The sequence below is a fragment of the Rhizobium anhuiense bv. trifolii genome (assembly GCF_024346605.1).
Taxonomy (GTDB): Bacteria; Pseudomonadota; Alphaproteobacteria; order Rhizobiales; family Rhizobiaceae; genus Rhizobium; species Rhizobium anhuiense.
Genome location: NZ_CP098803.1, coordinates 2,481,447 through 2,505,487 on the forward strand (window position 1 = coordinate 2,481,447; position 24,041 = coordinate 2,505,487).

24 protein-coding genes are annotated in these 24,041 nt (G+C 62.5%); 8 read left to right on the forward strand and 16 right to left on the reverse strand.

Annotated features, from left to right (window positions below; genetic code table 11):
- Positions 1 to 9: 9 nt before the first annotated feature.
- From NE851_RS20990 to NE851_RS21000, 3 genes are read left to right on the forward strand one after another with little or no spacing between them, the layout of a single operon-like run.
- Positions 10 to 915 (forward strand): carbohydrate ABC transporter permease, encoded by a 906-nt coding sequence (locus tag NE851_RS20990; protein WP_373289175.1) that lies wholly within the window; start codon positions 10 to 12, stop codon positions 913 to 915.
- Positions 912 to 1,748 (forward strand): carbohydrate ABC transporter permease, encoded by an 837-nt coding sequence (locus tag NE851_RS20995; RefSeq protein ID WP_063475586.1) that lies wholly within the window; start codon positions 912 to 914, stop codon positions 1,746 to 1,748. The genes NE851_RS20990 and NE851_RS20995 overlap by 4 nt, the downstream gene beginning before the upstream one ends.
- Positions 1,749 to 1,774: 26 nt before the next feature.
- Positions 1,775 to 3,040: an ABC transporter substrate-binding protein gene (locus tag NE851_RS21000; RefSeq protein ID WP_063475587.1), complete on the forward strand. Its 1,266-nt coding sequence runs from the start codon at positions 1,775 to 1,777 to the stop codon at positions 3,038 to 3,040.
- 74 nt (positions 3,041 to 3,114) lie between these two features.
- On the opposite strand, the gene NE851_RS21005 is transcribed toward NE851_RS21000, so the two are convergent.
- Positions 3,115 to 4,083, reverse strand: a complete 969-nt coding sequence (locus tag NE851_RS21005; RefSeq protein WP_127431589.1) for a substrate-binding domain-containing protein — start codon at positions 4,081 to 4,083, stop codon at positions 3,115 to 3,117.
- 116 nt (positions 4,084 to 4,199) lie between these two features.
- Between NE851_RS21005 and NE851_RS21010 the strand changes: the two genes are divergently transcribed.
- Positions 4,200 to 7,118, forward strand: a complete 2,919-nt coding sequence (locus tag NE851_RS21010; RefSeq protein WP_254957352.1) for a M16 family metallopeptidase — start codon at positions 4,200 to 4,202, stop codon at positions 7,116 to 7,118.
- Between the two features lie 14 nt (positions 7,119 to 7,132).
- On the opposite strand, the gene NE851_RS21015 is transcribed toward NE851_RS21010, so the two are convergent.
- From NE851_RS21015 to NE851_RS21025, 3 genes are all read right to left on the reverse strand, one after another.
- Positions 7,133 to 7,813, reverse strand: a complete 681-nt coding sequence (locus NE851_RS21015; RefSeq protein WP_063475589.1) for a GNAT family N-acetyltransferase — start codon at positions 7,811 to 7,813, stop codon at positions 7,133 to 7,135.
- Positions 7,810 to 8,301: a MarR family winged helix-turn-helix transcriptional regulator gene (locus NE851_RS21020; protein ID WP_063475590.1), complete on the reverse strand. Its 492-nt coding sequence runs from the start codon at positions 8,299 to 8,301 to the stop codon at positions 7,810 to 7,812. Before NE851_RS21020 ends, NE851_RS21015 begins: the two co-directional genes overlap by 4 nt.
- 142 nt (positions 8,302 to 8,443) lie before the next feature.
- Positions 8,444 to 9,610, reverse strand: coding sequence for an MFS transporter (locus tag NE851_RS21025; protein ID WP_063475591.1), 1,167 nt, complete (start codon positions 9,608 to 9,610; stop codon positions 8,444 to 8,446).
- A gap of 218 nt (positions 9,611 to 9,828) precedes the next feature.
- Here NE851_RS21025 and NE851_RS21030 point away from each other — a divergent pair, with 218 nt between their 5' ends.
- A complete protein-coding gene (locus tag NE851_RS21030; RefSeq protein ID WP_097544268.1) occupies positions 9,829 to 10,740 on the forward strand; it encodes an agmatinase in 912 nt (303 codons plus the stop codon).
- Positions 10,741 to 10,789: 49 nt separating this feature from the next.
- Here the strand turns inward: NE851_RS21030 and plsY are convergent, their stop codons facing one another.
- Positions 10,790 to 11,449, reverse strand: coding sequence for a glycerol-3-phosphate 1-O-acyltransferase PlsY (plsY, locus tag NE851_RS21035; protein WP_097544269.1), 660 nt, complete (start codon positions 11,447 to 11,449; stop codon positions 10,790 to 10,792).
- A 142-nt stretch (positions 11,450 to 11,591) separates the two neighbouring features.
- Between plsY and NE851_RS21040 the strand changes: the two genes are divergently transcribed.
- Both NE851_RS21040 and NE851_RS21045 read left to right on the forward strand, forming a co-directional pair.
- Positions 11,592 to 13,103, forward strand: coding sequence for a winged helix-turn-helix domain-containing tetratricopeptide repeat protein (locus NE851_RS21040; RefSeq protein ID WP_097544270.1), 1,512 nt, complete (start codon positions 11,592 to 11,594; stop codon positions 13,101 to 13,103).
- Between the two features lie 98 nt (positions 13,104 to 13,201).
- The gene (locus NE851_RS21045; protein WP_097544271.1) at positions 13,202 to 13,570 is read left to right on the forward strand and encodes a hypothetical protein; all 369 of its coding nucleotides are present in this window, start codon (positions 13,202 to 13,204) and stop codon (positions 13,568 to 13,570) included.
- A gap of 35 nt (positions 13,571 to 13,605) precedes the next feature.
- On the opposite strand, the gene NE851_RS21050 is transcribed toward NE851_RS21045, so the two are convergent.
- From NE851_RS21050 to NE851_RS21090, 9 genes are all read right to left on the reverse strand, one after another.
- Positions 13,606 to 14,067 (reverse strand): DUF411 domain-containing protein, encoded by a 462-nt coding sequence (locus NE851_RS21050; RefSeq protein ID WP_097544272.1) that lies wholly within the window; start codon positions 14,065 to 14,067, stop codon positions 13,606 to 13,608.
- 56 nt (positions 14,068 to 14,123) lie between these two features.
- Entirely contained in the window at positions 14,124 to 14,411 is a 288-nt protein-coding gene (locus NE851_RS21055) for a copper-binding protein (protein WP_062940207.1), read from the reverse strand.
- Between the two features lie 21 nt (positions 14,412 to 14,432).
- Positions 14,433 to 14,912 (reverse strand): cupredoxin domain-containing protein, encoded by a 480-nt coding sequence (locus NE851_RS21060; RefSeq protein WP_097544273.1) that lies wholly within the window; start codon positions 14,910 to 14,912, stop codon positions 14,433 to 14,435.
- A 34-nt stretch (positions 14,913 to 14,946) separates the two neighbouring features.
- Entirely contained in the window at positions 14,947 to 16,293 is a 1,347-nt protein-coding gene (locus tag NE851_RS21065; protein ID WP_097544274.1) for a multicopper oxidase family protein, read from the reverse strand.
- A 14-nt stretch (positions 16,294 to 16,307) separates the two neighbouring features.
- Complete coding sequence (locus tag NE851_RS21070; RefSeq protein WP_127431591.1) at positions 16,308 to 17,774, reverse strand: TolC family protein; 1,467 nt, start codon at positions 17,772 to 17,774, stop codon at positions 16,308 to 16,310.
- Positions 17,771 to 17,998 (reverse strand): hypothetical protein, encoded by a 228-nt coding sequence (locus tag NE851_RS21075; protein ID WP_047615196.1) that lies wholly within the window; start codon positions 17,996 to 17,998, stop codon positions 17,771 to 17,773. The genes NE851_RS21070 and NE851_RS21075 overlap by 4 nt, the downstream gene beginning before the upstream one ends.
- 89 nt (positions 17,999 to 18,087) lie before the next feature.
- A complete protein-coding gene (locus tag NE851_RS21080) occupies positions 18,088 to 18,486 on the reverse strand; it encodes a hypothetical protein (RefSeq protein WP_097544319.1) in 399 nt (132 codons plus the stop codon).
- Positions 18,487 to 18,683: 197 nt separating this feature from the next.
- Positions 18,684 to 19,187 carry a cytochrome b gene (locus NE851_RS21085; protein WP_097544277.1) on the reverse strand — a complete coding sequence of 168 codons (504 nt, stop codon included), beginning with the start codon at positions 19,185 to 19,187 and terminating at the stop codon, positions 18,684 to 18,686.
- A 27-nt stretch (positions 19,188 to 19,214) separates the two neighbouring features.
- A complete protein-coding gene (locus NE851_RS21090) occupies positions 19,215 to 19,427 on the reverse strand; it encodes a hypothetical protein (protein WP_164735987.1) in 213 nt (70 codons plus the stop codon).
- Between NE851_RS21090 and NE851_RS21095 the strand changes: the two genes are divergently transcribed.
- Positions 19,417 to 19,917, forward strand: a complete 501-nt coding sequence (locus tag NE851_RS21095; RefSeq protein ID WP_373289173.1) for a c-type cytochrome — start codon at positions 19,417 to 19,419, stop codon at positions 19,915 to 19,917. The two genes, NE851_RS21090 and NE851_RS21095, sit on opposite strands and share 11 nt — an antisense overlap.
- 72 nt (positions 19,918 to 19,989) lie before the next feature.
- Here the strand turns inward: NE851_RS21095 and NE851_RS21100 are convergent, their stop codons facing one another.
- A complete protein-coding gene (locus tag NE851_RS21100) occupies positions 19,990 to 20,670 on the reverse strand; it encodes a peroxiredoxin-like family protein (protein ID WP_097544279.1) in 681 nt (226 codons plus the stop codon).
- Between the two features lie 74 nt (positions 20,671 to 20,744).
- The gene (locus NE851_RS21105; RefSeq protein ID WP_097544280.1) at positions 20,745 to 24,005 is read right to left on the reverse strand and encodes an adenylate/guanylate cyclase domain-containing protein; all 3,261 of its coding nucleotides are present in this window, start codon (positions 24,003 to 24,005) and stop codon (positions 20,745 to 20,747) included.
- Between the last annotated feature and the right edge of the window lie 36 nt (positions 24,006 to 24,041).

The window sequence follows — 24,041 nt, forward strand, 5'->3', positions numbered from 1 at the left end:
GTCGTCTCGATGGCTGCGCCGCATGATTCCGCCGCTGCGCATCGGCGCAGCGAGGCCCAGATCGCCTGGATGCTGGTGCTGCCGGCGATGATCCTGCTGTTCCTCTTCGTGCTCTTGCCGGTTGCATCTGTGATCGTGCTCGGCTTCACCGATTTCGAACTCGGCTTCGGCAAGTTCCGTTTCGTCGGCTTCGAGAATTATGCGCACCTGATCACCGACCGCACCTTTCGCAAGTCGCTGTGGAATACGACGGTCTATACGGCGATCGTCGCCCCCGTCTCGATCCTTCTCGGCCTCGGCATTGCCATGCTGATCGAGAGCGAAACCGCGGCGCGCAGCTTCTTCCGCACCGCCTATTTCCTGCCGGTCGCCTCGCTGATCGTCGCCATGGCGACCGTCTGGCAATATATGTTCCACCCCACAATCGGCCCGATCAATGCGCTGCTGGCCCTTGTCGGGCTTCCCGGTCCGAACTGGTTGGGCAGCTCCGGCACCGTGCTTTACAGCCTCTCGATCATCGGCGTCTGGCAATCGGCCGGCTTCAACATGGTGCTGTTCCTGGCCGGACTGACGGCGATCCCGCGTGAGCTTTACGCCGCCGCCGAAGTGGATGGCGCCAGATCCTCCTTCGACCGCTTCCTGCTGGTGACCTGGCCGATGCTCGGGCCGACGACGCTCTTCGTCATCACCATCAGCATCACCAATGCGGTCAAGGTCTTTGAGACGGTCAAGACCCTGACCGACGGCGGCCCCAATAAGGCGTCGGAAGTGCTGCTCTTTACCATCTACCAGGAAGGCTTCGTCTATCTGCGCGTTGGGTATGCCTCGGCGATGACGGTGGTCTTCCTGCTGATCCTGGTGGTGCTGATGTTCCTGCAGTATCGCGTCCTCGATCGCCGGGTGCATTACACATGATGACCAGCGCTTTTTCCCTCGGCAGGATCATCCGCCTGACCCTGCTCTCACTGGGCGCGATCGTCTTTCTGTCGCCCTACGCCTTCATGATCTCGACGGCTGGCAAGGCACAGAGCGATATCTTCACCTCGTCGCTATCGCTCATCCCGGCGCATCTCACCTATGTCGAGAATTTTGCCAAGGCTTTGAGCCGGGTGCCGATGGCGCGGCTCTTGTGGAACGGCGTCGTCGTCTGCGGGCTGATCTTCTTCTTCCAGGTGCTGGTGGCGATCCCCTGCGCCTACGCCATGGCGAAGCTGCGCTTTGGTGCCGCCCGCGCCATGATGGTGCTGGTCATGCTCGGCCTGCTGGTGCCGATCCATGCGACCGCGCTGCCGCTCTATGTCGCCTTCGACCGCGCTTCGCTGCTCAACAGCTATGCCGCCCTGGTCGCGCCCTTCACCATTTCGGTCTTCGCGATCTTCATGTTCCTGCAGTTCTTCCGCGCCATGCCGGATGATCTCATCCATGCCGCCCGTCTCGACGGCATGTCGGAAATCGGGATCGTTGCCCGCGTCATCGTGCCGAATGCCTGGCCGGCGGTCACCGCCTTTGCCATCTTCTCGGTCGTTGCCCATTGGAACGATCTCTACTGGCCGCTGATCGTCATCAGCAAGCAGGACTACGCCACGCCGCCGCTGGGCCTGATGTATTTCCGCGCCGCAGAGGCCGGCGACGACTACGGCGCACTGATGGCGGCGACCCTCATGATTACCCTTCCCCTCGTCGCCGCCTTCCTGCTTGCGCAGAAGCGTTTCGTCGAGGGCATCACCATGACCGGACTCAAAGGCTGACCGGTTTCAACCCAGGAGAACGAGCGATGAAACATATCACCCAGATTCTCGCCGCAGCGGCCGTATCCTTGGCAATCGCGCTTCCCGCGCATGCCGAGACGACGCTGACGGTTCACTACCCGATGCCGGGCTTCTTCAAGGACGTGATGGACACGATCTCGAAGAAATTCATGGTAGAAAACCCCGATATCAAGATCCAGTTCGCCAGCCCCTCGGCCACCTATGAAGAAGGCATCCAGACGATCCTTCGTCAGGTCGGCACCAGCGAAATGCCCGATATCACCTTCATCGGCCTCAACCGCCTGCGCATGCTTGACGAACGCGACGTCGCCGTCGACCTCGGTCCGCTCGTCAAGAAGGACGGCAACATGGCCGAGCAAGGCTTCTCCGACACGATCCTCAAGCTCGCCCAAGTCAAGGGCAAGCAGGTGGGGCTGGCTTTCGCGACCTCCAACCCGATCATGTATTACAACGCCGATCTCGTGAAGGCGGCTGGCGGTAACCCCGACAATCCGCCGAAGACCTGGGATGAGGTCATCGCGCTCGGCGGCAAGATCAAGGCGCTCGGCAACGGTGTCGACGGCATCGATTTCCGCTGGCAGGGCGACGACTGGATGTTTTCGGCTCTCCTCTTCGGCGCCGGCGGCAAGATGCTGAGCGATGACGAAAGCAAGGTTGCCTTCAACGGTCCGGAAGGTCAGAAGGCCGTCGAAGTCCTGCATCGCTTGGTCACCGAGGGCGGCATGCCTGTCTTCACCAAGCCCGCAGGCGAACAGGCTTTCGCAGCCGGCAAGGTCGGTTTCGAATTCCAGACGACGGGCGCGCTGCGCAACACGATCAAGAATGTCGGCAACAAGTTCGATCTGCGCACTGCCAGGATCCCGCTGATCGATTCGGTGAACGGCCGCCTGCCGACGGGCGGCAACGCCGTCGTCATCCTGACGCATGACGCCGCCAAGCAGGATGCTGCCTGGAAGTTCGCTAAATTCGCCGCCGGCCCCTACGGTGCTTCCGTCGTCGTGCCTGGCACCGGTTATGTTCCGAACAATGAGCTTGCCGCGAAGTCACCCGAATATCTCGGCGATTTCTACAAGCAGAACCCGCTGTTCCAGGCCGGCCTCAGCCAGATGCCGGTGATGATCCCCTGGTATGCCTTCCCCGGCTCGAACGGCGTCAAGGTCACGCAGACGATCGTCGACAACCTGTCGCGCATCGTCGACCAGTCGGCCGAGCCGAAGGAAGCGCTCGACGACGCGGCCGCTGACGTCGAGGACATGCTGCCGCGCAGCTGATCTCCTATCTCACCAGGCATAGGGCAGGGGTCGCCATGCCGAGCGCGTGGCGGCCTCTTCTTTTCCCTAGCTTCTCAGATGGCGCGCACCGTGCCGCCGCGGCGTAGCGTATAGGCGACGTCGAGATGACGGGCAGGGGCGGCATTCTCCGCCATGTCGAGGAGCAGCGAGGCGGCCGTCGCCCCCATGCTGGCATCCGGCATTTCGATCGTCGTCAGCGGCGGATCGATCAGCCGGCCGATGGCGATGCCGTCGAAGCCGGCGACCGAAACATCGCCCGGCACCGAGAGCCCTTCGCGCTTCAGCGCGCCGATGACGCCGAGCGCCAGAAGATCGTTCGAGGCGATGATCGCCGTCGGCGCAAGCGAGTTCATCGACATGCCGAGATCGAGCTGGTCAAAACCGTTGACGAAGGGGATCTGCATCACATCGAGCGCTGTCAGCCCGCTCTCGGCCATGGCGTCGAGATAACCCCGGTAGCGAAGATGTGCGCGGTCGGAGGCAGCGAAATTGCCGGAAAGAAACAGAATGCGGCGATGACCCATGCCGATCAGGAACGCCGTGATCTCGCGGCCGGCGCCGCGATTGTCGGCGGTGACAGCCGCCGGAAATTGCGCCGTCGGCAGGTTGTTGAGCAGCACGGTCGGCGGCAGCCTGGCAAGCAGCGCCTGGCTGGTCGAGGGATCGCAGACGGTGAGGATCAGCCCGGTCGGCCGGTCGTTCAGGAGGGCTGCCACGGCATCGGCCTCGCGCGCCGGATCGTAATTCGACTGGGCGATCAAGACGCCGTGGCCGGCCACCAGCATGCGGTTCTGGATGCTCGACAACGACGAGGCAAAGACCGGATTGGTGATGCTCGGGATCAGCACGCCGACCACGGGCCTGCGGCCAAGCCTGCCGGCGGAGTGATAACCGAGTTCGGCGGCCGCACGGCGCACTTTGCGCACCATCAGGTCGCTCGCCGGTCCGTTGCGGTTGAGAACACGGCTTGCGGTCGCCAGCGAGCAGCCTGCCCGGAATGCGACCTGCTCCAACGTCGCCATGAAAGCGCCTCCTGGTAACCTCATCAAGGCGCAATCCTTTAAGTGGGTTCAATGACATTGGTCTGACGCTCGGCCGGAATTGTCTCCTTCTTATCCATTCGCGCACATGGACGTTGATGCGAAATGCAACCTGTGGAATAGTCGAATCGACGCCATCTACGCTTTTCCTGCTCATCACCTGGACAAGAATGTCTCACAAACAAATGGAATGCTCCACGGCGCGGTGGTTTCTCGCGGCGGTCTGCCTTGCTGCAAACTTCGCGTTGCCAGCCTATGCGGACACCCCATCCGAGCCTTGGCCGCAAACGCAAAGCGACCTGCAAGCCGAGACTGGCGTGCATTTCGGCACGCTCGCCAACGGCATGCGGTTTGCGATCATGCGCAACGTCACGCCGCCCGGACAGGCCGCGATCCGCTTTCGCATCGGCGCCGGCTCGCTCGAGGAAAACGACAACCAGCAGGGTCTGGCGCATTTTCTCGAGCACATGGCCTTCAAGGGTTCGACGCATGTCGCCGAAGGGGAGATGATCCGTATCTTGCCGCGCAAGGGCCTGGCCTTTGGACCGGACACCAACGCCCATACCTCTTATGACGAGACTGTCTATGCGCTCGATCTGCCCGAGGTCGATGCGGACACAGTTTCGACGGGCCTGATGCTGATGCGGGAAACGGCGAGCGAGCTGACCCTCGATGCCGGAGCTTTCGATCGCGAACGCGGCGTCATCCTGTCGGAAGAGCGGCTGCGCGATACACCGCAGTCTCGCGCAGCGCTCGGAATCATGAATTCGTTGCTCGCCGGCCAGCGCGCGACCATGCGCGTGCCGATCGGCAAAGCCGACATCATCAGCAATGCGCCGGTAGACCTCGTCCGTGATTATTACCGGGCCAACTACCGACCCGATCGGGCAACGTTGATCGTAGTGGGCGATATCGACCCGGCCGCCATGGAAACCGAAATCCGGCAGCGCTTCGGCGACTGGAAGGCCGTGGGGCCGGCGCCGGCAAAACCGGATCTTGGCACACTGGCGGCGAAAGGCGAAAGTGCCGAGGTGATCACTGTTCCCGGCGGCATGACGAGCATACAGGTCGCCTGGACGCGTCCCTATGACGCCGCGCCTGATACCTCTGCCAGGCGCCGCGCCGAGCTTATTGAGGATCTCGGGCTGCTGGTGCTCAAACGGCGGGTGAGCGCTATCGCCAGCAAGGCGGATGCCCCTTTCATCAGCGCGGGCGTCGGCTCGCAGGATCTCCTCGATTCCGCGCATGTCGTCCTGGTCTCGGCAAATTCCGAGGCGGACAAATGGCAGGCGGCGCTCACGGCCATCGACCAGGAACAGCGTCGTATCCAAAAATTCGGCGTTGAAAAGGCGGAGATCGATCGCGAAATCCGCGAATATCGCTTGGCTCTGCAAGCTGCCGCAGACGGAGCCGCGACGCGCGCGACCATCGACATCGCCTCGGCGCTGGCTGGCAGCGTCGACGACGATCAAGTCTTCACCTCGCCTGCCGAAGACCTCTCGCTGTTCGAGACGATAACGAAGGGCGTCACGATGGCCGAGGTCAATCAAGCCCTTCAGCGTGCTTTCTCCGGCAACGGTCCGCAGGTCGTGCTGCAGACGCCCCAATCACCGCAGGGCGGAGCCGACACGGTTCGGCAAGTCTATGACGCTTCGAATGCCATTGACGTCTCGGCGCCATCCGGTGCTGCTGACGTCGCCTGGCCCTACACCCATTTCGGCGAGCCGGGCGCAGTGGTCGAACGCCGCGCCGTCGAAGATCTTGGCTTGACCATGGTGCGCTTTTCCAATGGCGTGCGGCTGACCGTCAAGCCAACCAAGCTGCGTGCCAACGAAGTGCTGGTGCGCGAAGATATCGGCCGCGGTCGGCTGGATTTGCCGCGCGACCGTTCCCTCGCGACCTGGGCATCTCCGGCCGTCGTGCTGTCCGGCGTGAAGGCCATGGATTACGAGGATATACAGAAAGCGCTGACCGCCAACATCGTCGGCGTCGACTTCTCGGTCGGCGACAGCTCCTTCAGGTTCGACGGTCGGACACGGACGGAAGATCTTGCGACGCAGCTGCAGCTGATGACCGCCTACACCTCCGATCCAGCCTACCGTCCCGAGGCGTTCAAGCGTGTGCAGCAGGCCTATTTGAGTGGCCTCGATCAGTATGACGCGTCGCCCGGCGGCGTTGTCAGCCGCGCTTTCGCAGGTCTCGTGCATTCCGGCGATCCGCGCTGGACCTTCCCCGACCGCGCGCAATTGTCCGCCGCCAAGCCGGACGATTTCGAGGCGCTGTTCCGGCCGATGGTTTCCAATGGCCCGATCGACATCACCATCGTCGGCGACGTAACGGTGGACGACGCAATCGGGCTGACGGCTGAAACGTTTGGCGCTTTGCCGCCGCGCCCGGAGACGGCGTCGAGCACCGATCGGGACGAGGTGCGTTTTCCGGCGACGACCGTAAAGCCCGTTTTGCAGGCCCATAGCGGCAGGGCAGACAATGCCGCCGCCGTCGTTGGAGCTCCCATCGGCGATCTGCTCTCCGATCTGCCGCGCTCCTTCACCGCCAATGTCGCCGTGCAGATTTTCCAGAACAGGCTGATCGACCAGTTTCGCATTGCAGAAGGCGCAAGCTATGCCGTGCAGGGCGACGTCGACCTGTCAAGGGAAGTCCCTGGCTATGGCTACGCCTATTTCTACGTCGAGACAGGCCCGGAAAAGGTCGCGCGCTTTTACGCCCTTGTCGACGAGATCGCCAATGATCTCAGATCGCAGGAGGTCTCCCCGGACGAGCTTGCGCGCGCCCGGGAACCCATCATTGAGACATTGAAGCATCAGCAGCAGAGCAATGAATATTGGCTCTCATATCTGCACCATGCTCAGACGGATTCGCGTCGTTTAGACCGGATACGCGATAGTCTCGGCGGCTACGACAAGGTCACCGCCGGCGATATCCGCGCGTTTTCCACGGCCTATTTCGGCCCGGAAAAGTTCTGGAAATTCGAAGTGCTGCCGGCGGCGGTACGATAGGAAGGGAACACCGCTCAGGAACGGCGTTTGACCACGCGCATGTTCATCTCCGAGCGAAGAGTAAAACCCTGCGTTTTGTAGAGGGAAATGGCCGAGATATTCGCCGCATAGGCATGCAGATAGGCCGTGTCGCCGCTGGATGCGATTTCGCCGGCAACGAAACGGAAAAGCAGGGTGCCGAAACCGCGCCCCTGGAAATCGGGATGGGTGCAAAGCCCGCTGAGCTCGATGAAGCCGGTCTGCCGCATTCGCTGACCGGCCATCGCCACCAGGCGGCCTTCGCTTCTGATCCCCCAGAAGCTGCCGAGGCTCTGGGCCCGCAGCGTGAACGGCCCGGGTTTGGTCAATGTCGCCAAGGCCAGCATGTCGGCGGCGTCCGCCTCCGTCAGCGGCTCGATGCGAGAATCCGAAATTCGCCCTTGAGGCCGCTCGGCAACCATCTGCACCACCGATGCCTCGGCGACGACGGCTAGCCCCGCTGGGATGACGATCGGTCCGGCTTCAACGAGGATCATGCTCTCCTCCGACGCCGGCAGCGCCTCCAGCGCGTCGAGGCTCTCCGGCCTGTCGTCGGCAGACGCCGCGAAGGGGACGATCGACGGCGGGTATCGCCGCGCATTTTCATTGCCTTCCGCAAGATGGGAGTGCGCGCTCTCCAGCGCGCTCCAGATTGGACGGTCGAGAACATGTTTCATCGTGTTTTCTCCTTGGCGGGGCTCCGCTGTGCCAGCGGCGCCTCTGCAAGCCCGTCCTCGATGGCGGCGAGCTGTTCGAGAATCGGCCCGTCGAGATCGCCGCAGAGATCGGCGACGGCTGCCGCGACACGCGGCCAGACCGATATCTTCGAATAGTCGATGAGTTCCTGGCCCTTGTCGGTCAGCGAGACCAATCGGCGGCGCTGATCATCCGGCGCCGGCTGCATGTCGACGAAACCGAGTTCGAGAAGCTGGCCGGTGGTCCTCGTGGCGCCCGGCTGGGTAATGCCCACTGCCTGCGCCAGCTCGCCGACCGTCAGCGGGCCGGCCCGGTCGATCGCCGCCAGGAATGGGTATTGGCCCGCCTGGATGCCAAGGCCGATCTCGTCGATGATCTGCTGCGTATCTGCCTGCAACCTCTCGCCGATGCGCCTCAGACGGCTGCCCATGCACAGAAACCCGAGCGTTCGGACCACATCCTCGACCATGCCATTCCCCCATTTGTATCGATGGTTATATAACGTGTTATATATTTGCTCAACCTGCTAAATTGAGTGCAGGTGATCCATCGCAAAACCGGGCTGCTTGTGAGACGCCAAGCCCGCATTTGTGTCAAACCCAGTGGCTCGCTCAGCCCCGTCGCCTTTCCGCGATCAGAAGCACCGCCAATATGCAGCTGAGCAGGGCGAGCGACGATGGCAGCCCCTGATGGCCAATCCGTTGCATCGCCAGTCCTGTCGCGGGCGAGCCCACGATGCCGCCGATGCCCCATACCAAGGCGAAGGCGGCGTTACCGGCGATCAAGGCCTGGCCGGTGAAACGCTCGCCGAGCTGGATCAGCGACAGGGTATAGATCCCGAACGAGACGCCGCCCCAGGTGAAAACCAGCGGCCAGATGAGCCACGCATCGAAGACGAGCGGCAGCAAGAGGCAACTGGCCAGGCAAGTCAGGACGCAAAGCAACATGGTCCGTGTCGACCCGAACCGCTCGGCCACGCGCCCGAGCAGGATCTGCAGCGCGGCATTGCCTGCGATGAAGCAGGTGATCAGCGAAGCGATACGCTCCTCGCCGCTGCCCAGGGCGGCGCCATAGACCGCAAACAGCGAAAGCAGGATCTGCTCAAAGGCGGCCGCCGCGAAAACCGCAAACAACAGCAGCGGCGCCAGTGCGAAGAAGCCGCCGACGGATGTTGCCTTGCCTTCCTCAGGCGTGGCGGGCAGGCGCGGGGCGACCGCAAGCACGATCAGGCCGCAGAGGAGGAAGGCGGCGATGCCGATCATGAAGGGCGGCCAACCCTCAGTGCCGGCGAGGCCGAGCGACAGCGGGCCAATGGCGAAGCCACCCGAAACGATCGATGAATAGAGGCCCATGATGCGGCCTCGGCGTGGTGCTGGCGTGATGGAGATCAGCCAGGTTTCGCTGATCACGTAGAGCGGATTGGCGAAGAAGCCGAGCAGGAAGCGCAGCGGTATCCAGGCCCAGACGTCCTGTTTCCAGGCGATCGCGATCAGCGTGAGGGCGGCGAGGATCGAACACAGGATCGCCAGCCGCGCTCCGCCCACGCGCCGCGAAAGCGCCGGAATGAAGGGGGCCGACACAATGAAACCCAGCGGCGTCATCGCCGCCGACAGGCCAATCAGCCCGGATGTCGTTCCCTGTCGCTCCAGGATAAAACTGAGCAGCGGATAGGTCAGTCCCTGGGCCACGGCGAACACCGTGACGGTGGCGATAATGCCCGTCATCGCCGCCCATGGAATGCGGTCCGCGTGCGGTGATGTGATGCTTTCGGCAGTCATGCAGATTATCCTCGTCAGACCATAGGCTTTGAGGCTCCGGGAGCCTCGACGTCAAAGAGGATGAATTCTGCAGGACAGAGGGGAGCGTCGTACTTAAGTTTTTCCAAAAAGTTCTCAAAAACGTCCAAAGGGATTAAACAGGTCAGCCCCCAATTTCATCCCAACCGTAAACCCTCGGCACGACAGTTTCAGCCAGACATCATCAGGACCATCAGGAAATGACAGCTCCGCTTTCCTTTCTCGGCCTTCCCGATCGCCTCCCCAATGGACGTTTGCCCCGTGCGGTGATCTTTGCAGCCGCCCATGGCAGCACCTATCCCGGCAAGAACAGCAGCGGCTACGCCCTGGCCGCTGGTGCCATCCGCGCGGCGAGCCAGGACGATGCACCACTCCTTGAGCACTGGGATTTCGATCTCGGCGGCCCGCTGTTCGACGGCGGGCCGGTCTCATGCATCGATGCCGGCGACATCCAGACCATCCTGCATGACAATCCCGGCAACCGGGGCCGTATCGAGGCGAAGACGCGCGAGGTGCTGGCTTTGCAGGCGGTACCGATCCTGCTCGGTGGCGACTGTTCCGTGACCATTCCCTTCCTTGCCGGCTTTGCCGATCAAGGGCCTGTCTGGGTCCTGCAGATCGATGCCCATATCGACTGGCGCGACGAAGTGCATGGTGAACGCTACGGCTATTCAAGTCCGATGCGTCGGGCAAGCGAGATGCCGCATGTCGCCGGTATGGTGCAGGTCGGCCTGCGCAGCGTCGGCAGTGCGCGCCTCGCCGACATCGAGGCGGCGCAGCGCTATGGCAGCCGCTTCGTGACCGCCCGCGAGATCCAAGCTCGAGGCGTCGAGGCCGCTCTTCAGTATATTCCGGAAGGAGCCCGGGTCGTCGTCACCCTCGATTGTGACAGCATCGATCCCAGTATCATGCCGGGCGTGGCGGCGCGTACCGCTGGCGGCCTCACTTATACGGAGGTGATCGATCTGATTGCCGGCCTCGGCAAGCGGGCTGAGATTGCGGGATTCGACCTTGTCGAACTCTATCCTCCCGCAGACGTTGATGGTCTGTCAGCCCTGACCGCCGCGCGCCTTCTGGTCAATGTCATCGGCGCCATCGTCCGGCAGGATTGAAATCCTGCTTCCTCTAGCAGCAGGCCGTGCATTCGTTGCGTTTTGGATTCTAGGCAACCTTGCCCAGACGCGGTTCCGTCCCCGCCAGCAGTCGCCGAATGTTGGCGCGATGGCGCACAATCACGTAAATGCCGCCTGTGATCACCAGTAGCCGATAAGGCAGCGGCTGCTCCAAGCCGCAGACGAGAGCGATGGCCGTTAATGCCGCCAGCATCGAACTCAGGGAAACAATCCGGAACGCCGTCAACGCAACTCCAAAAACCATCGCAGCACCTAAACCTATGGGCCATGACATCGCCAGCAACACGCCGAGTCCCGTTGCAGCCGACTTGCCCCCTGTTAAATTCAGCCAAACCGAACGGCCATGCCCTAACAACACGGCAAGTCCCGCCAGGCAAACAGCCCAAGGCATCGAGTTTTGCAGATCAAGCGCCGTCGGTGGCGTGTCCGAAGAGACTGTCGAGAACCAAGGATAAAACCAGCGGGCAAAGATAACTGCTCCGACACCTTTCAGCACATCGATCAGGAGCACCGCCAATGCAGGCCATTTGCCGAGCGTTCGCAATACGTTCGTTGCTCCTGTGGATTTGGAGCCATGCTCTCGAATGTCGATGCCCTTGAGCATTTTGCCCGCCAGATAGCCCGTGGGTGTGGAACCAAGGAGATAAGCGATCGCCAATCCAACCGCAGCCGCTATCCAAAAAACCATGGAAGTCACCTCGACGCTCTATTTTTCAGCGAGTTATTGATGGTCGTTATCGTCGTCAGCCCCGGAATACACCGCTCGCGTCCTTGATGCCATGGTGGCTTAAGCGGACGAATAGTTCCATCCAAGCTTTAAAGTCTCTAGGATGCGCCCCATGGGATCGCGCTTTGCCTTTGGTCCGTTCGTGCTTGATCCGGGGGCGGGAACGCTCCTTCGGAGCGACGATCCCGTTGCCGTTGGCCATCGCGGGGTAAAGCTGCTTGCAGCACTTGTCAGGCGGTCCGGCGAAATCTTGGGGAAGGCCGAGTTGATGGACGCGGCTTGGCCGGGCAGGGCGGTCGAGGAAGGCAATCTCACCGTCCAGATCGCGCAGTTGCGCAAGCTGCTCGGCCCGGCCGCCGATGGCGGTGAATGGATCGCCACGGTGCCGCGCGTCGGCTACCGCTTTACAGGCGCCATCAATCATCTCGGCGGCGTGAACCGAACACCTCTGCCGCTGCCCGACAAGCCATCGATCGCCGTGCTGCCCTTCGCCAATATCAGCAACGATCCCGAGCAGGAATCCTTTGCGGATGGGCTGACCGAGGACCTGATCACTGATCTCTCCAGGATGCCAGGCCTGTTCGTCATCGCCCGCAACTCGGCCTTTTCCTATAAGGGAAGGGCGATGGACGTGCGCGCCATCGCCGAGGAACTCGGGGTGCGCTACCTGCTGGAGGGGAGCGCAAGACGCGCCGCAGGGCAGGTGCGGATCAACGCCCAGTTGGTCGACGCGGTCAGTGGCGATCATCTATGGGCGGAACGCTTCGACCGCAGCCTGGACGATATCTTTGCCGTTCAGGACGAGGTCACCGGCAAGATCGTCGAGGCGCTGCTCGGCCGTCTGCGCGCGCCGCCGCGCAACCGACCGAAGAACCTCGAGGCTTACGATCTCTGTGTGCGGGCGCGCAGGCTGATGGATGATTCACCGCAGACGGCGCGGGAAGCGCATCTGATGCTGACGCGTGCGATCTCGCTCGATCCGGACTATGCCGAGGCCTATCGCTGGCTCGCCATCAACCACTGGATGGGAGAGGTCCACAGCGGCGGACCAACGCAACCGACCCGCAGCCTTGCCTTGGAACTGGCGCGCAAGGCTGTCGCAATCGACCCCAACGATGCCGGCTGTCGTTGGATCCTGGCCTATCTGTTGGCCTATGAGCGCAGCTTCGACGAGGCGGATGCGGAGTTCGCCAAGGCGATCGAGCTCGATCCCAACGAGGCCGACACCTTTGCGGCGCTGTCCGATATCGCGGTTCTCGCCGGGCGGATCGGGGAGGGGCGTGAGCACATCGCCAAGGCCTTTCGGCTGAACCCGTTTCCGGCAAGCTGGTATTATCTGACGCTCGGCCAGGCGCAATATGCCGCCGGTGAGTACGAATCTGCCGTCGAGACGCTGCGCCGGGACGAGACCTATCGGACGAGCTCACGCCGTTTCCTGGCGGCAAGCCTTGCCCAGCTCGGCCGGCTCGACGAGGCGCGCGCCGAGGTCGAACTGTTCCTCGTCGCCAACCCGCATTTTTCAACCCGCCACTGGGCGGCGACCGAGCCCTTCCGCGACGCCCGGACGCTTGCACATTTCATCGACGGCTACCGCAAGGCCGGTCTTCCGGAGTGACGCCGCGTGACGCAAACACGGCCGGCCAGCCATGCGAATATTCGCGTGGTCTCCTCGGATATGATAGGATCGAGATGCATTGACCACGGGAGGGGTAAATGCACCGGATGCTTCTGCTTTTGATCCTTTGCACGCAGTCCGCATCGATATCGGCGGCGTCCGAACTTGCGATCTTCCATACTGCTTCGTTCGGCAGCAGCCGGTCGATCAGCCTCAGTCTGGCAGAGGGCAGGCCCGCCCGCGATCCCACCTTCGATTTCGACGTCGTCATTGCGCTTTTGGAGTTCGACGGCGGCGGGACGGTGCTCTATCGGGACGGAGGAAGACACCAGGCGAGCGTGCGCTGCGTTTCGCCCGCCATGGTCCGGATCAATTCCGCCGACTATGCGGTCGACGTGTCGGCGCGGCCGGGGGCCGACTGGAAGCACGATCTCTGGGCGGCGCTCTGCAACAGTCCGGTTTCCTGAGCGGTCGTACGACATGGCTTGGCCGATCGAGTGCGTCAGCCCTTCCGGGGGCGGACCTCCATGAACACGTATGGCGTGGCGGTCCCCGAGGGGATCGCATAGACGTCGAAGGACGCCTGCTGGTCGTCGCCCATTCCCAACGAACCAGGAGGCATGCCGGGCACGGCCAGCCCACGGACCGGCGGCCGTTCCCGCAGCAGACGCTGGACGGCTTCGAGCGGAACGTGTCCTTCGAGGTAGTATTCCTCGACGACGGCAGTGTGGCATCCCTCCAGGTCGACAGGTACGCCCAGCCGCGCCTTGACCGCGGCAAGATCGTCGGTGTCGCGGGCGTCGACCGAAAATCCTGCGGCCGCCATCGCCTTCGACCATTCATGACAGCAGCCGCAGTTCGGATCCTTGTAGACGGTCATCTTCGCCGGCGCGACGGCGAAGGCCCTTCCGCCAGGGAACGCCAGGGCTGATGCCGCCCATGCGATGAAGCTTCTCCTGTGCATCGTTTCCACTCCTCGATGTCCTGCCGCCCGGATCGAGGCCGGGCGGCAGGAGTCCCCTACTTTACTTCGGTGACGGTCAGCTTGCCATTCACGCGTTCGGCAACGAACTCGATGTTCGAACCTTCCTTCAGCTTTTCGAGCAGCGCCGGGTCCTCGACCCGGAAGACCATCGTCATCGCCGGCATGTCGAGGCCCTTCAGGTCCTCATGCTTGATGGTGACTTTCTTCGCCTTGGTGTCGACCTTGTTGACGACGCCCTTGGTGAATTCCTGGGCGAACGCACCGAAGGCTGCGCTGGCCGAAAGCAGGGCGGCAACGCCGATTTTGATCATAACAGTTTTCATGTTTATGGCTCCTTTTGCAGATTACTTGCCAGCGACGGTGACGTCGCCGTGCATCCCGGCTTCGTAGTGGCCGGGGATCAGGCAGGCGAACTTGAACTCGCCGTCGGTGGTGAACTTCCAGACGATCTCGCCGGACTGGCCGGCTGGAAGACGAATCGAGTTCGGATCGTCATGCTCCATCTCCGGGAACTTCTCCATGACGGCCTTGTGCTCGAGAATCTTGTCTTCCTGATCGAGCACAAACTCGTGGTCGACGGTTCCGGCATTCTTGATCGCGATCTTGACCGTCTGTCCCTTGCGGACATTGAAGACGGCCGGAGTAAACAGCATCTTGCCGTCCTCGGTTTCCTTCATCGTGACGCGGATCGTCTGCGTCGCCTTCGCCTTGTCGCCAGGCTCGCCGATGGCCATCTTGTCGCCATGGCCGCCGGCGTGATTGCCGGACGCGAGCGCCGGGGTTGCGAGGGCGACGAGCGCCAGTGCCAATACGCAGTTCTTCATGCATAGATCCTTTCTTGACGTGGGAGATTGGGCCTCAGCCTTTTGTCGGCTTCGGCGTGATTTGCGTCTTTGCGTCTTTGGCCTTGGTCGCGTCCGGCAGCTCGCCGGTCCACTCCCAGGCCTGCGTTCCCGGCGGGTTTTCGTACCAGCCCGGATCGGAGTAGTCGTCCGCCGAGATGCCCTCGCGAACCTTCACGACCGAGAACATGCCGCCCATCTCGATGGGGCCGTGTGGCCCCCAGCCGGTCATCATCGGAACGGTGTTCTCGGGAATTGGCATTTCCATTTCGCCCATATCGGCCATGCCCTTGGTACCCATGGGCATGTAGTCCGGTTGCAGCTTCCTGATCTTCTCGGCGACCTTCGACTTGTCTGCACCGATGAAAGTCGGGATGTCATGACCCATGGCGTTCATCGTGTGATGGGACTTGTGGCAGTGGATCGCCCAGTCGCCGAGGTACTTGGCATCGAACTCGTAGGCGCGCATCGCGCCGACCGGAATGTCGATGCTGACCTCCGGCCACCGCGCCTCCGGCCGGACCCAGCCGCCGTCGGTGCATGTCACCTCGAAATCGTAGCCATGCATATGGATTGGATGGTTCGTCATCGTCAGGTTGCCGACACGCACCCGCACCCTGTCGTTCTTGGAAACGACGAGGGGGCTGATGTCCGGAAACACGCGGCTGTTCCAGCACCACATGTTGAAGTCGGTCATCTCCATGATCCGCGGCACGTAGGAGCCGGGATCGATGTCGTAGGCGTTGAGCAGGAAGACGAAGTCGCGATCGACGCGCATGAACTTCGGATCCTTCGGATGGATGACGAAGAAGCCCATCATGCCCATGGCCATCTGGACCATCTCGTCGGAATGCGGGTGGTACATGAAGGTGCCGGACTTCACGAGATCGAACTCGTAGACGTAGGTTTTGCCGACCGGGATGTGCGGTTGCGTCAGGCCGCCGACGCCGTCCATGCCCGACGGCAGGATCATGCCGTGCCAGTGGATCGTCGTGTGCTCCGGCAGCTTGTTGGTGACGAAGATACGGACGCGGTCGCCTTCCACCGCCTCGATCGTCGGCCCCGGAGACTGGCCGTTATAGCCCCAGAGATAGGCTGTCATGCCGTCGGCCATCTCGCGCTCGACCGGCTCGGCGACGAGGTGGAACTCCTTGACGCCGTTATTCATCCGGTGGGGCAGGGTCCAGCCGTTGAGGGTGACGACCGGCTGGTAGTCTGGACCCGAGGTCGGGTGGAGCGGCGGCTGCATGTCCGCCGATTCCATTGTCGGAGCGTCGGGCAGACCCATCGCCGATGTCTTCGTCCAGGCTCCCGCCGCCAGTATGGCCGCGCTTGCACCGAACAGTTGTCGTCTGTTGAACATGGTAATTTCCTTTCTCAATGGCCGCCGCCACCGCCGCTCCCGGAAGCAGCGGCGACCTCGGTCTCTGCCGAGGCGTTCGTCGCGCCGCCGCCGTAGATGGCAGGCGCGAGATTGGCTTCGGCCAGCCAGAAGTCTCGCTTCGCGTTGACGGAGAGCAGGATGGAGTTGATCTTGTCGCGGGTGTCGGTCAGCAGCTCGAACGTGTTGGTGATCATGCCGTTGTAGGTCAGCAGGGATTCCTCCTCGACCTTGGCGCGCAGCGGAACGACGTTGTTGCGGTAGTGCCGGGCGATGTCGTAGTTCGAGCGGTAGGCCTCGTAGGCGGAGCGCGCTTCCGAGCGCACGTTGACGGCTTTCTCCGCCAGTAAGTTCGCCGCCCGCATGTATGCCACCTCGGCCTTGCGCATCCGGGCCTTGCCGGTGTCGAAGATCGGGATTGCGAACTCCAGTTCGACCTGGGGAGTCGTCCTTGTCTTCTTCTCGTCGTCCTCGATTTCCCGTTCCGTTTCGAAGCCGGTCAGGATCTCGAGGTCGGTGACGTAGCGCGTCGCTTCGGTCAGGCCATAGGACCTGGCTGTGGCTTCGAGTTCGAGCTTCGCGACCTGGAGGTCTATCCGGTTTCGGAGTGCTTCGGCTTCGATGGTGTCGCGTTTTGCGACGGACTTGGGCAGCGGCGGCAGGCTGTTCGGAACCTGATAGTCCAGCTCGGAGCCCCAGAGGCCCATCAGTCGCGTCAGCTCCTCTTTGGCGAGGCGGGCCGCCAGGCGGGCCTTCGCCGTTTCTCCGGCGATTTCGGCGACGAACACATGTTCACGTGCCTGGGCGCCCTTGGTCATCGCACCGGTCTCGCCCAGCTTCGCCGCGAGCTCCGAAGCGGCATCGGCCGTCGCCTGGGCGCGCTGGAGCTGCCCGACGTTCTCCCAGGCCGCGACTGCGCCGATCCAGGCACGCCGCGTGTCGGCGGCAACCTGGAGCGTTCTCACGGCCGCGGTCAACTGCGCCTGCCGGAAGCGTGTGTCGGCGATCGCCACGTCCCTGCTCTTCGTCGCGAGCGCCAGGATGTTCGTTGTGATCATCCCCTCGATCGTCTTGAACGCTTGAAGTTCCGGAGTTCCGATCCCTGTGGTGCCGAAGGAGACTGTCGGGTTGATGAACATCGTCGACTGCCAGGCGTCAGCCGCACGGTAGCCAAGATCGGCATAGGCGGCCTGGAGGCCTTTGTTGTTGAGCAGGGCGATCTGGACGGCCGTCTCGACGTCGAGAGGTTTCGTTCGAGCAAGCAGGCTTTTGACCTGCGCCCCCGCAGAACGGGCCTGGTTCTGGTTCTGGATCCAGACGGTCTCTTTCGCCTCGACACTGGCGGTCTTGTTGGCGACGGAAATGAAGCCCGCCTCATTGCGGGAATAGTCGTCGCCCGTGACGCAACCGCTTAGCGCCAGCGGGAATGCCAGCGCCATGATTATTCTTCTAGGCCCGATCATGAGGCATCTCCATTTGCTGGAGACTGCAGATCGTTCTGTCTGCGCCAAGGCTTGGGGTCGACGGGCTGCCTGGCTTCATAGCCCGAGATCGGCGACCGGTATGTGATGGGGCGCGCGGACGGCTGTTCGACGGCGGCGGAGGATGCCACCACGTCGGGAGGAAGCGTGGATGCGCAGCCGCCGACAAGAAGCGGCAGCCCCACCACGAAAAGCGAGGGTTTCATTATGAAGTTTCCGAACAAGAGATAACCGGTGGGCGCTCGCCTAAAAGGCACGCGACCGACGGGACCCGATCAAGCGGGTGTGTCTCTATTCAGATATTTGGGGGACGGTGGAGGGGCGGCAGTTCGCCAATGGTCGTCCGGTCGTCGACGAACTGCCGGATCGAGGTCACGACGGGTCCGCCGACGTCGGGGCCATCACAAATGATGCCAAGCCCGCCACAGAAGTCCTTGCAGCATTCCTGCTTGACGAGCTTCGACGGGCCATCGCCATCATGAGATACGTCGCCATGCGCGTGGCCATGATGGGCGGCCTCCGTCATGTCGTGGCCTTCATGGGGCGACGTCACGTCGGACACAACGGCTTTGAGATCGGGGAAGGAGGAGCCGTGCATCGCTGCGTTAGCGTTCGACAACGAGTACCCCGCCAGTGATACGACGATCACCAGCCGTATCATCACGAGCAGCTTGCTCATTGCGATTCGGTACATCTTGCCCATTCCCAACGGCCTACATGCAATGCAGCCGGATTTCAATTAAGACCTCTGTATCACGGATGTTCGAGTCCTTTATGTGGCGCGAACATCACGTTGTGCACAAGCTAGAGCTTCCTTTGGCGCTATAATGCTACACGATCCCGGTTTTCGTCGCCAAGGCGGGCCGCTATGTCCTGCTGACGCTCGCCACGTTACAGATTTTTGGCTGACCGCTTCCGGCGCGGCAGCAGTATCCGGTCGACCGTATCGTCACGGACGACGAGCGTATGCCAGATCGCCGCGGCGAGATGCAGCGCGACCATCGCCAGGATGATCCTCGACCCGATAACGTGGTACGGCGCGATCCCGAACCAGACGTAGCTCGCGACCAATCCCATGCAGGCCTGTCCAATGATTGCGGCGTAGAAGGCGTGATGAAGCGCCGTGGCGGCTCGTCCGCTCCATGTGCCGGGCGCGCCGATCTCTGGCGGCTGAAGGATACGAAGAACCAGCCGTGCGCCCATCAGCAGTCCGATCGCCATTCCTGCATAGTTATGGAGCTGGTGCTGAACGACGTCCCAATAAGCCGGCGCCATCCCCATGTGGACGGCATGGTGGGTTCTCTCGATGCTGCCACCCGTCAGATACTGCACCGGCACCATGAGGGCGACCAGCCAGTGAAGCCCTATCTGGGCCAGTGAATAGCCACCTTTCATCGATCCTCTCCTGCCGAGGGGCGCAGACTAATCGGCGGCGGTTAACGCTTCCTGATCGGCTTGGAGCATCGCGAGATGCGGCGTATCGGGGAGGGCGCCCGCCCTTTTATTGCCCCGATGAGAACGGATATCGGTAGTCGCAAGCGGCACGATCTCGAATTCGGAAAGCAGCCTTATGAGACGGACCATATTTGCGAACATCTTCGGATTGCTCTTCGTCGCGGGAGTGATGCCGATCACGGCAGTCTCGTCGCCGGCGACCGAGGATGTCGTAGCGCTTCGGCAGGCCGACATGAAGGCCATGGCCGCGGCGGTTAAGACCATCTCCGGCATGTTCAAGGATCCGGCGAGCTACAAGGCTACCGAGTTCAGCTGGGCTGCCGACACAATCCGCGAAAGGTCGGGTGTCGTTCTCTCCGGACACTTCATGTCCGAGGCCGTGAGTCCACAGTCGAAGGCCAGGCCGAACATCCCCGCGGAGCGCGAGCGGTTCGACCGGATCGCGAACGACCTGCGCGACTACGCGGTCGCGCTGGACGCCGCCGCCCGGAGTAACCCGGGATCGATGTCCGCCAGCATGCGCATGAAGCCCGGCGAGGCCATGGGCGGCGGACCGCTCGGCACTCACGTCCGCAACGAGCAGGATCTCCTGGCAATGCCGGCGGAACACGCGTTCCACCTCATGCTCCAGACCTGCACGACCTGCCACGCCAAATTCAGGGCGGAATGACGGCGAGCACGCGGGTTTGGAATGGCCCGCCTTGCTCCGGCGTTCAACCGGTCAAGAACGGCCTCTTTTGCTTCAAACAGCCATGTTCGACGCTGCCGACATCACTTCGCGAGGGGCAGGGCCGCCGAACATATGACGACCATCCTCCTCGACTTCGGTGAAGCACCAGCGCACGACGCCATCCCGATCGAGCAGGAATTCACCGACAAGCTGGCCGTGGCCGGTGGCGATCATCTGCTTGTCATCTTCGGTGAATTCGTAACCATCGGCCCTGTCGAGAAATTCCACGGCTGCCATCAGGTCCATGGGCGCTGGAAGCTCGTCCGGCATGTCGATGCGCATCGACGTCACCGCATTCATGCTGATTTTATGCGGCCAGTCATTCTCGTCTTCGGTAAATTGAAGGTTCGGCAGGCCGAAGGCCTTGTGCGATACCCGCTCCGGGTCCGAGGCCGCCAGCAGATTGGGAAGCGGATGGTAGCGAAAATAGAGGCGGGCGCGGTCGATCGGTGTGTTGACGACGGTCAGGCTGTCGATGCCCTTCTCCTGCAAGGCATCGGTGAGTTCGGCCATGGCGGCGATCTGGCGGCGGCAGAAGGGGCAATGCAATCCGCGGAACAACCCGACGAGCACCGGCTTCTGGCCGCGAAAATCGTCGATGGCAACTTTCCCCTGGCGGGTGATGGCATCCAGCACCACGTTCGGCGCGCGATCTCCCGGCTGCAATGGCCTTGCGGCGTGGTTCTCCTGCATGTTTCGTTCCTCCCTTTATATTTTTGAATCGACTTGCCAAATCGATCTCCGGCGATCACTGCAACGAGGACGGGTCAGTCGAGAAACGGCAAGACGACGAGCGTGCCTGGATCGAGGTTGTGGCGGATGCACACATCCTGTGCCAGCGTGAAATACCGTTCTGCCGCGTCCATGTCGTCATGCTCGAGGCTGAGTGTCGCCAAGCCATCATAGCACGGAAAGAGCAGTTGCGGTTCATCAATTTCCTTCGCAACCTCAAGGGCTTCCTCGTAATACTTACGAGCTAGCTTCGGCTGCCCGTGGCATTGATGAATCTGGCCGAGCACGATCAGCGGCACGGAGAGATGGTCGCGCTGATCGAGCGCCCGGTCGATTTCGACTGATTTCTCCGCCGCCGGTACGCCCTCGGCGGCGCACCGATCGGTAAAGGTGCAGCAGGCAACGGCGAGATTGGCGAGAAGACGCGCCTGGAAGCCGAGATCGCCAATACGGGTCGCGACCTCCAGTCCTCGCCGGCAGATCTTGATGGCGCTGGCCGGATCGACGATCGTGTAGAGAACGCCAAGATTGGAATAGGCGCGGCAGGCGGCACTTTGCAGATCGGCCTTTTCGGCGACGGAGAGACTGCGCTCCACTTCCTGCACGGCCTCGCGGCTACGTCCGAGTCGCGCAAGGGCTGCACCCTTGGTATTCAGCGCCTCTGCCATCGCCCGCGCCGTCTCCCGTCCGGCCTCGGTCGTGCCGTCGATCGGCAGCGTTTGCAGGCATTGCAGCGCCTGCGTCGCCCACTCGGCAGCGGCAGCCTGATCGCCCATGCGGAAGGCGAGATGGCCGCGCTCTTGCAGGACATGCGCACGTTCGACCGGCGCATCCACGGTTGCGATCGTCGCTTCAGCTTCGGCGCAATGGATCTCCGCCTGATCGCGGCGGCCGGCATCGAGATGCAAACGGCCGATCTTGCGCAATATCCTCGCCGCGGCAATCGGATTGTCTTTGGCGCGGTGGATCGCAAGCGCTCGCTGATAATGGGCCAAGGCGGCGTCGCGCAGGCCGGCAGGACCGCAGAGATCGGCAAGACGCTCCAGCAGTGCCAGTTGCTCCGGTGTCACTTCCGCCTCGTTGGCAAAGGCCGCAAGCGCCTGCCGATAGAGACGCATGGCGTCATCATTGGCGTAGGTCTTGCGCGCCAGATCGCCTGCCGCCATCAGATAGCTGGCGCCCTTGGACTTTTCGGTGGTCAGGCTGAAATGATGGCCAAGTTGCGCCAGATGCTCGGGCCGGTCGGGCGCTGCGCCATACTGACGTTCCAGAGCCCGGCCGATCCGTTGATGAAGCTCCACCCGCCGCTGCAGCAGGAGATTATGGTAGATGACATCGTGCATCAGCGTCTGGCTGAAGCGATAGCCCGGCGATACCACGGCATCGGACCCGCGCAATTCCTCGATGATATTGGCATCGCAGAGGTAATCCAAGGCAGCGTCGATGCCGCTCGGGTCGGTGGCGACGGTGCGGAGCAGGGCGGTATCGAACTTCGGGCCGACCACCGCCGCCTCCTGCGCCAGCCGCCTGATCTCCTGCGGCAGCCGATCGACGCGGGCAAGCAGCAGGGCCTGCAGATTGACCGGGATATCGACATCGGTGTCTTCGGCGGCGACATGCCAGTGCTGGCCGTCGCCATGCTGACCATCATCGTGCAACGTGCCCATGTCGATCAGTCCGCGCAGGATTTCTTCGATGAAAAGCGGATTGCCGCCGGCGCGATCGAGGATGCGCTTGCGCACCGTCACCGGCAACTTGCTATGGCCCTCGCCAAAAAAGGCAGCAAGCAGCTTCTGCCCGTCGGCTGCAAAGAGTGGCTCAAGACGTTGCACGGTGACGCTGACACGATTGGAGTTCAGCGGGTCGGTCTGCGATGTCGGCCGGTAGATCACAAGCAGCATCAGCCGGCTGCGCTCCAGCCGATCCATCATGAAGCGCAGCACCTCAAGCGAGGCGGCGTCCGCCCAATGCAGATCCTCGATGACGAGCAGCAGGGGGCCTTGTCCCAACCGCCGCTCGAAGACGGTGCGGACGGCATAGAAAATCTGCCGCCGCAACTGCTCCGGCTCAATGTGGCGCAACGCGCCATCGGGATCTCCGAGACCAAGGACATGCAAAAAGAGCGGCAAAAGTGCCTCCACGTCCTCCGGCGTCAGATCGAGCGCGGCGAACCCCGTTGCCAGCAATTGCCGCGTCCTGGCAAGATCATCCCGCTCGCCGATGCCGTAGGCGCTGCGCACCACGGCGGCGAGCGTCCCATAGGATTGTTCGCCGAGGGGAGAGCAGGTCGCTTTGCGGATGGCAAGGCCCTGAAAACGGGCAGTATTGCTAGCGATTGCGACGAACTCGTTGACCAGCCGCGACTTGCCGATACCCGCTTCGCCAATCAGGCGGACAAGCTGTGCCGCGCCGCCGCAGGCGAGGTCGAGGCATGTCAGCAAGCCCGACAACTCCCTGTCCCGTCCGATCATTGGCGCCCGCAGGCCGAAACTTTCAAGTCCACGCGCCGTATGCGGCGCTTCCGACAGCCCGGTCAGCCGATGGACCTGCACGTTTCCGCTTTTGCCTCGCAAGGTCTGAGCCCCGAGACTGTCGAAGGCGAAGGCATGGCGGGTGAGGCGGTAGGTCAGCGGCCCAACGAGGATCTCGTTTTCGCCGGCCATGGATTGCAGGCGTTGCGCGGTATTCACCGTATCGCCGGTCACCGAATAGGATTTCGTACTGACTGCACCGAAGCCGCCGGTGACAACAGGGCCGCTATTGATGCCGATATGCAGACGCAACGGCACGCCGGCGCGTGCGTGCCAGCGCTCGCCGACCTCCGTGGCGCGCTTGATCATATTGAGTGCGGCGTTAAGCGCCCGAACCGGATCGTCTTCATGGGCGACCGGCGCGCCGAACAGCGCCAGGAGCGCATCACCGACGAACTTGTCGACAAAGCCGCCATAAGCCTCGACCGCCTGTGCCATCTCTTCGAACAATTCGTTCTGCAGCACCCGCATGACTTCGGGATCGATCTGCTCGCTCAGCGTCGTGAAGCCGCAGAGATCGGCAAAGAGCACGGTCACCGGCCGCCGGTCGGCATCGCTGTCCGGCTTAGGCGCTGTCGCTTCGATGTTGGGCTTCGATGCAGGTTGGACTTTGCCTGATATCGATGCGCCGCATTGCGGGCAGAAGGCAAAATCGGGTTGACAGGGATAGCCGCAGGCGGCGCAGGTGACAGGCTGCCTTGCGCCGCATCGCGGACAGAAAGCAAAACCGCTCTGAATATCGAAACCGCAGCCCGCGCACTCCATCGGACGCATCTCGCGAAAACCCGATGCGTTGCAGCT

Excerpts from the sequence above, each read along its gene's own strand:
- NE851_RS20990 (WP_373289175.1), top strand. The coding sequence starts at position 10 with ATGGCTGCGCCGCATGATTCCGCCGCTGCGCATCGGCGCAGCGAGGCC.
- NE851_RS20995 (WP_063475586.1), top strand. The coding sequence starts at position 912 with ATGATGACCAGCGCTTTTTCCCTCGGCAGGATCATCCGCCTGACCCTG.
- NE851_RS21000 (WP_063475587.1), top strand. The coding sequence starts at position 1,775 with ATGAAACATATCACCCAGATTCTCGCCGCAGCGGCCGTATCCTTGGCA.
- NE851_RS21005 (WP_127431589.1), bottom strand. The coding sequence starts at position 4,083 with ATGGCGACGTTGGAGCAGGTCGCATTCCGGGCAGGCTGCTCGCTGGCG.
- NE851_RS21010 (WP_254957352.1), top strand. The coding sequence starts at position 4,200 with ATGCGAAATGCAACCTGTGGAATAGTCGAATCGACGCCATCTACGCTT.
- NE851_RS21015 (WP_063475589.1), bottom strand. The coding sequence starts at position 7,813 with ATGAAACATGTTCTCGACCGTCCAATCTGGAGCGCGCTGGAGAGCGCG.
- NE851_RS21020 (WP_063475590.1), bottom strand. The coding sequence starts at position 8,301 with ATGGTCGAGGATGTGGTCCGAACGCTCGGGTTTCTGTGCATGGGCAGC.
- NE851_RS21025 (WP_063475591.1), bottom strand. The coding sequence starts at position 9,610 with ATGACTGCCGAAAGCATCACATCACCGCACGCGGACCGCATTCCATGG.
- NE851_RS21030 (WP_097544268.1), top strand. The coding sequence starts at position 9,829 with ATGACAGCTCCGCTTTCCTTTCTCGGCCTTCCCGATCGCCTCCCCAAT.
- plsY (WP_097544269.1), bottom strand. The coding sequence starts at position 11,449 with ATGGTTTTTTGGATAGCGGCTGCGGTTGGATTGGCGATCGCTTATCTC.
- NE851_RS21040 (WP_097544270.1), top strand. The coding sequence starts at position 11,592 with ATGCGCCCCATGGGATCGCGCTTTGCCTTTGGTCCGTTCGTGCTTGAT.
- NE851_RS21045 (WP_097544271.1), top strand. The coding sequence starts at position 13,202 with ATGCACCGGATGCTTCTGCTTTTGATCCTTTGCACGCAGTCCGCATCG.
- NE851_RS21050 (WP_097544272.1), bottom strand. The coding sequence starts at position 14,067 with ATGCACAGGAGAAGCTTCATCGCATGGGCGGCATCAGCCCTGGCGTTC.
- NE851_RS21055 (WP_062940207.1), bottom strand. The coding sequence starts at position 14,411 with ATGAAAACTGTTATGATCAAAATCGGCGTTGCCGCCCTGCTTTCGGCC.
- NE851_RS21060 (WP_097544273.1), bottom strand. The coding sequence starts at position 14,912 with ATGAAGAACTGCGTATTGGCACTGGCGCTCGTCGCCCTCGCAACCCCG.
- NE851_RS21065 (WP_097544274.1), bottom strand. The coding sequence starts at position 16,293 with ATGTTCAACAGACGACAACTGTTCGGTGCAAGCGCGGCCATACTGGCG.
- NE851_RS21070 (WP_127431591.1), bottom strand. The coding sequence starts at position 17,774 with ATGATCGGGCCTAGAAGAATAATCATGGCGCTGGCATTCCCGCTGGCG.
- NE851_RS21075 (WP_047615196.1), bottom strand. The coding sequence starts at position 17,998 with ATGAAACCCTCGCTTTTCGTGGTGGGGCTGCCGCTTCTTGTCGGCGGC.
- NE851_RS21080 (WP_097544319.1), bottom strand. The coding sequence starts at position 18,486 with ATGTACCGAATCGCAATGAGCAAGCTGCTCGTGATGATACGGCTGGTG.
- NE851_RS21085 (WP_097544277.1), bottom strand. The coding sequence starts at position 19,187 with ATGAAAGGTGGCTATTCACTGGCCCAGATAGGGCTTCACTGGCTGGTC.
- NE851_RS21095 (WP_373289173.1), top strand. The coding sequence starts at position 19,417 with ATGCCGATCACGGCAGTCTCGTCGCCGGCGACCGAGGATGTCGTAGCG.
- NE851_RS21100 (WP_097544279.1), bottom strand. The coding sequence starts at position 20,670 with ATGCAGGAGAACCACGCCGCAAGGCCATTGCAGCCGGGAGATCGCGCG.
- NE851_RS21105 (WP_097544280.1), bottom strand. The coding sequence starts at position 24,005 with ATGGAGTGCGCGGGCTGCGGTTTCGATATTCAGAGCGGTTTTGCTTTC.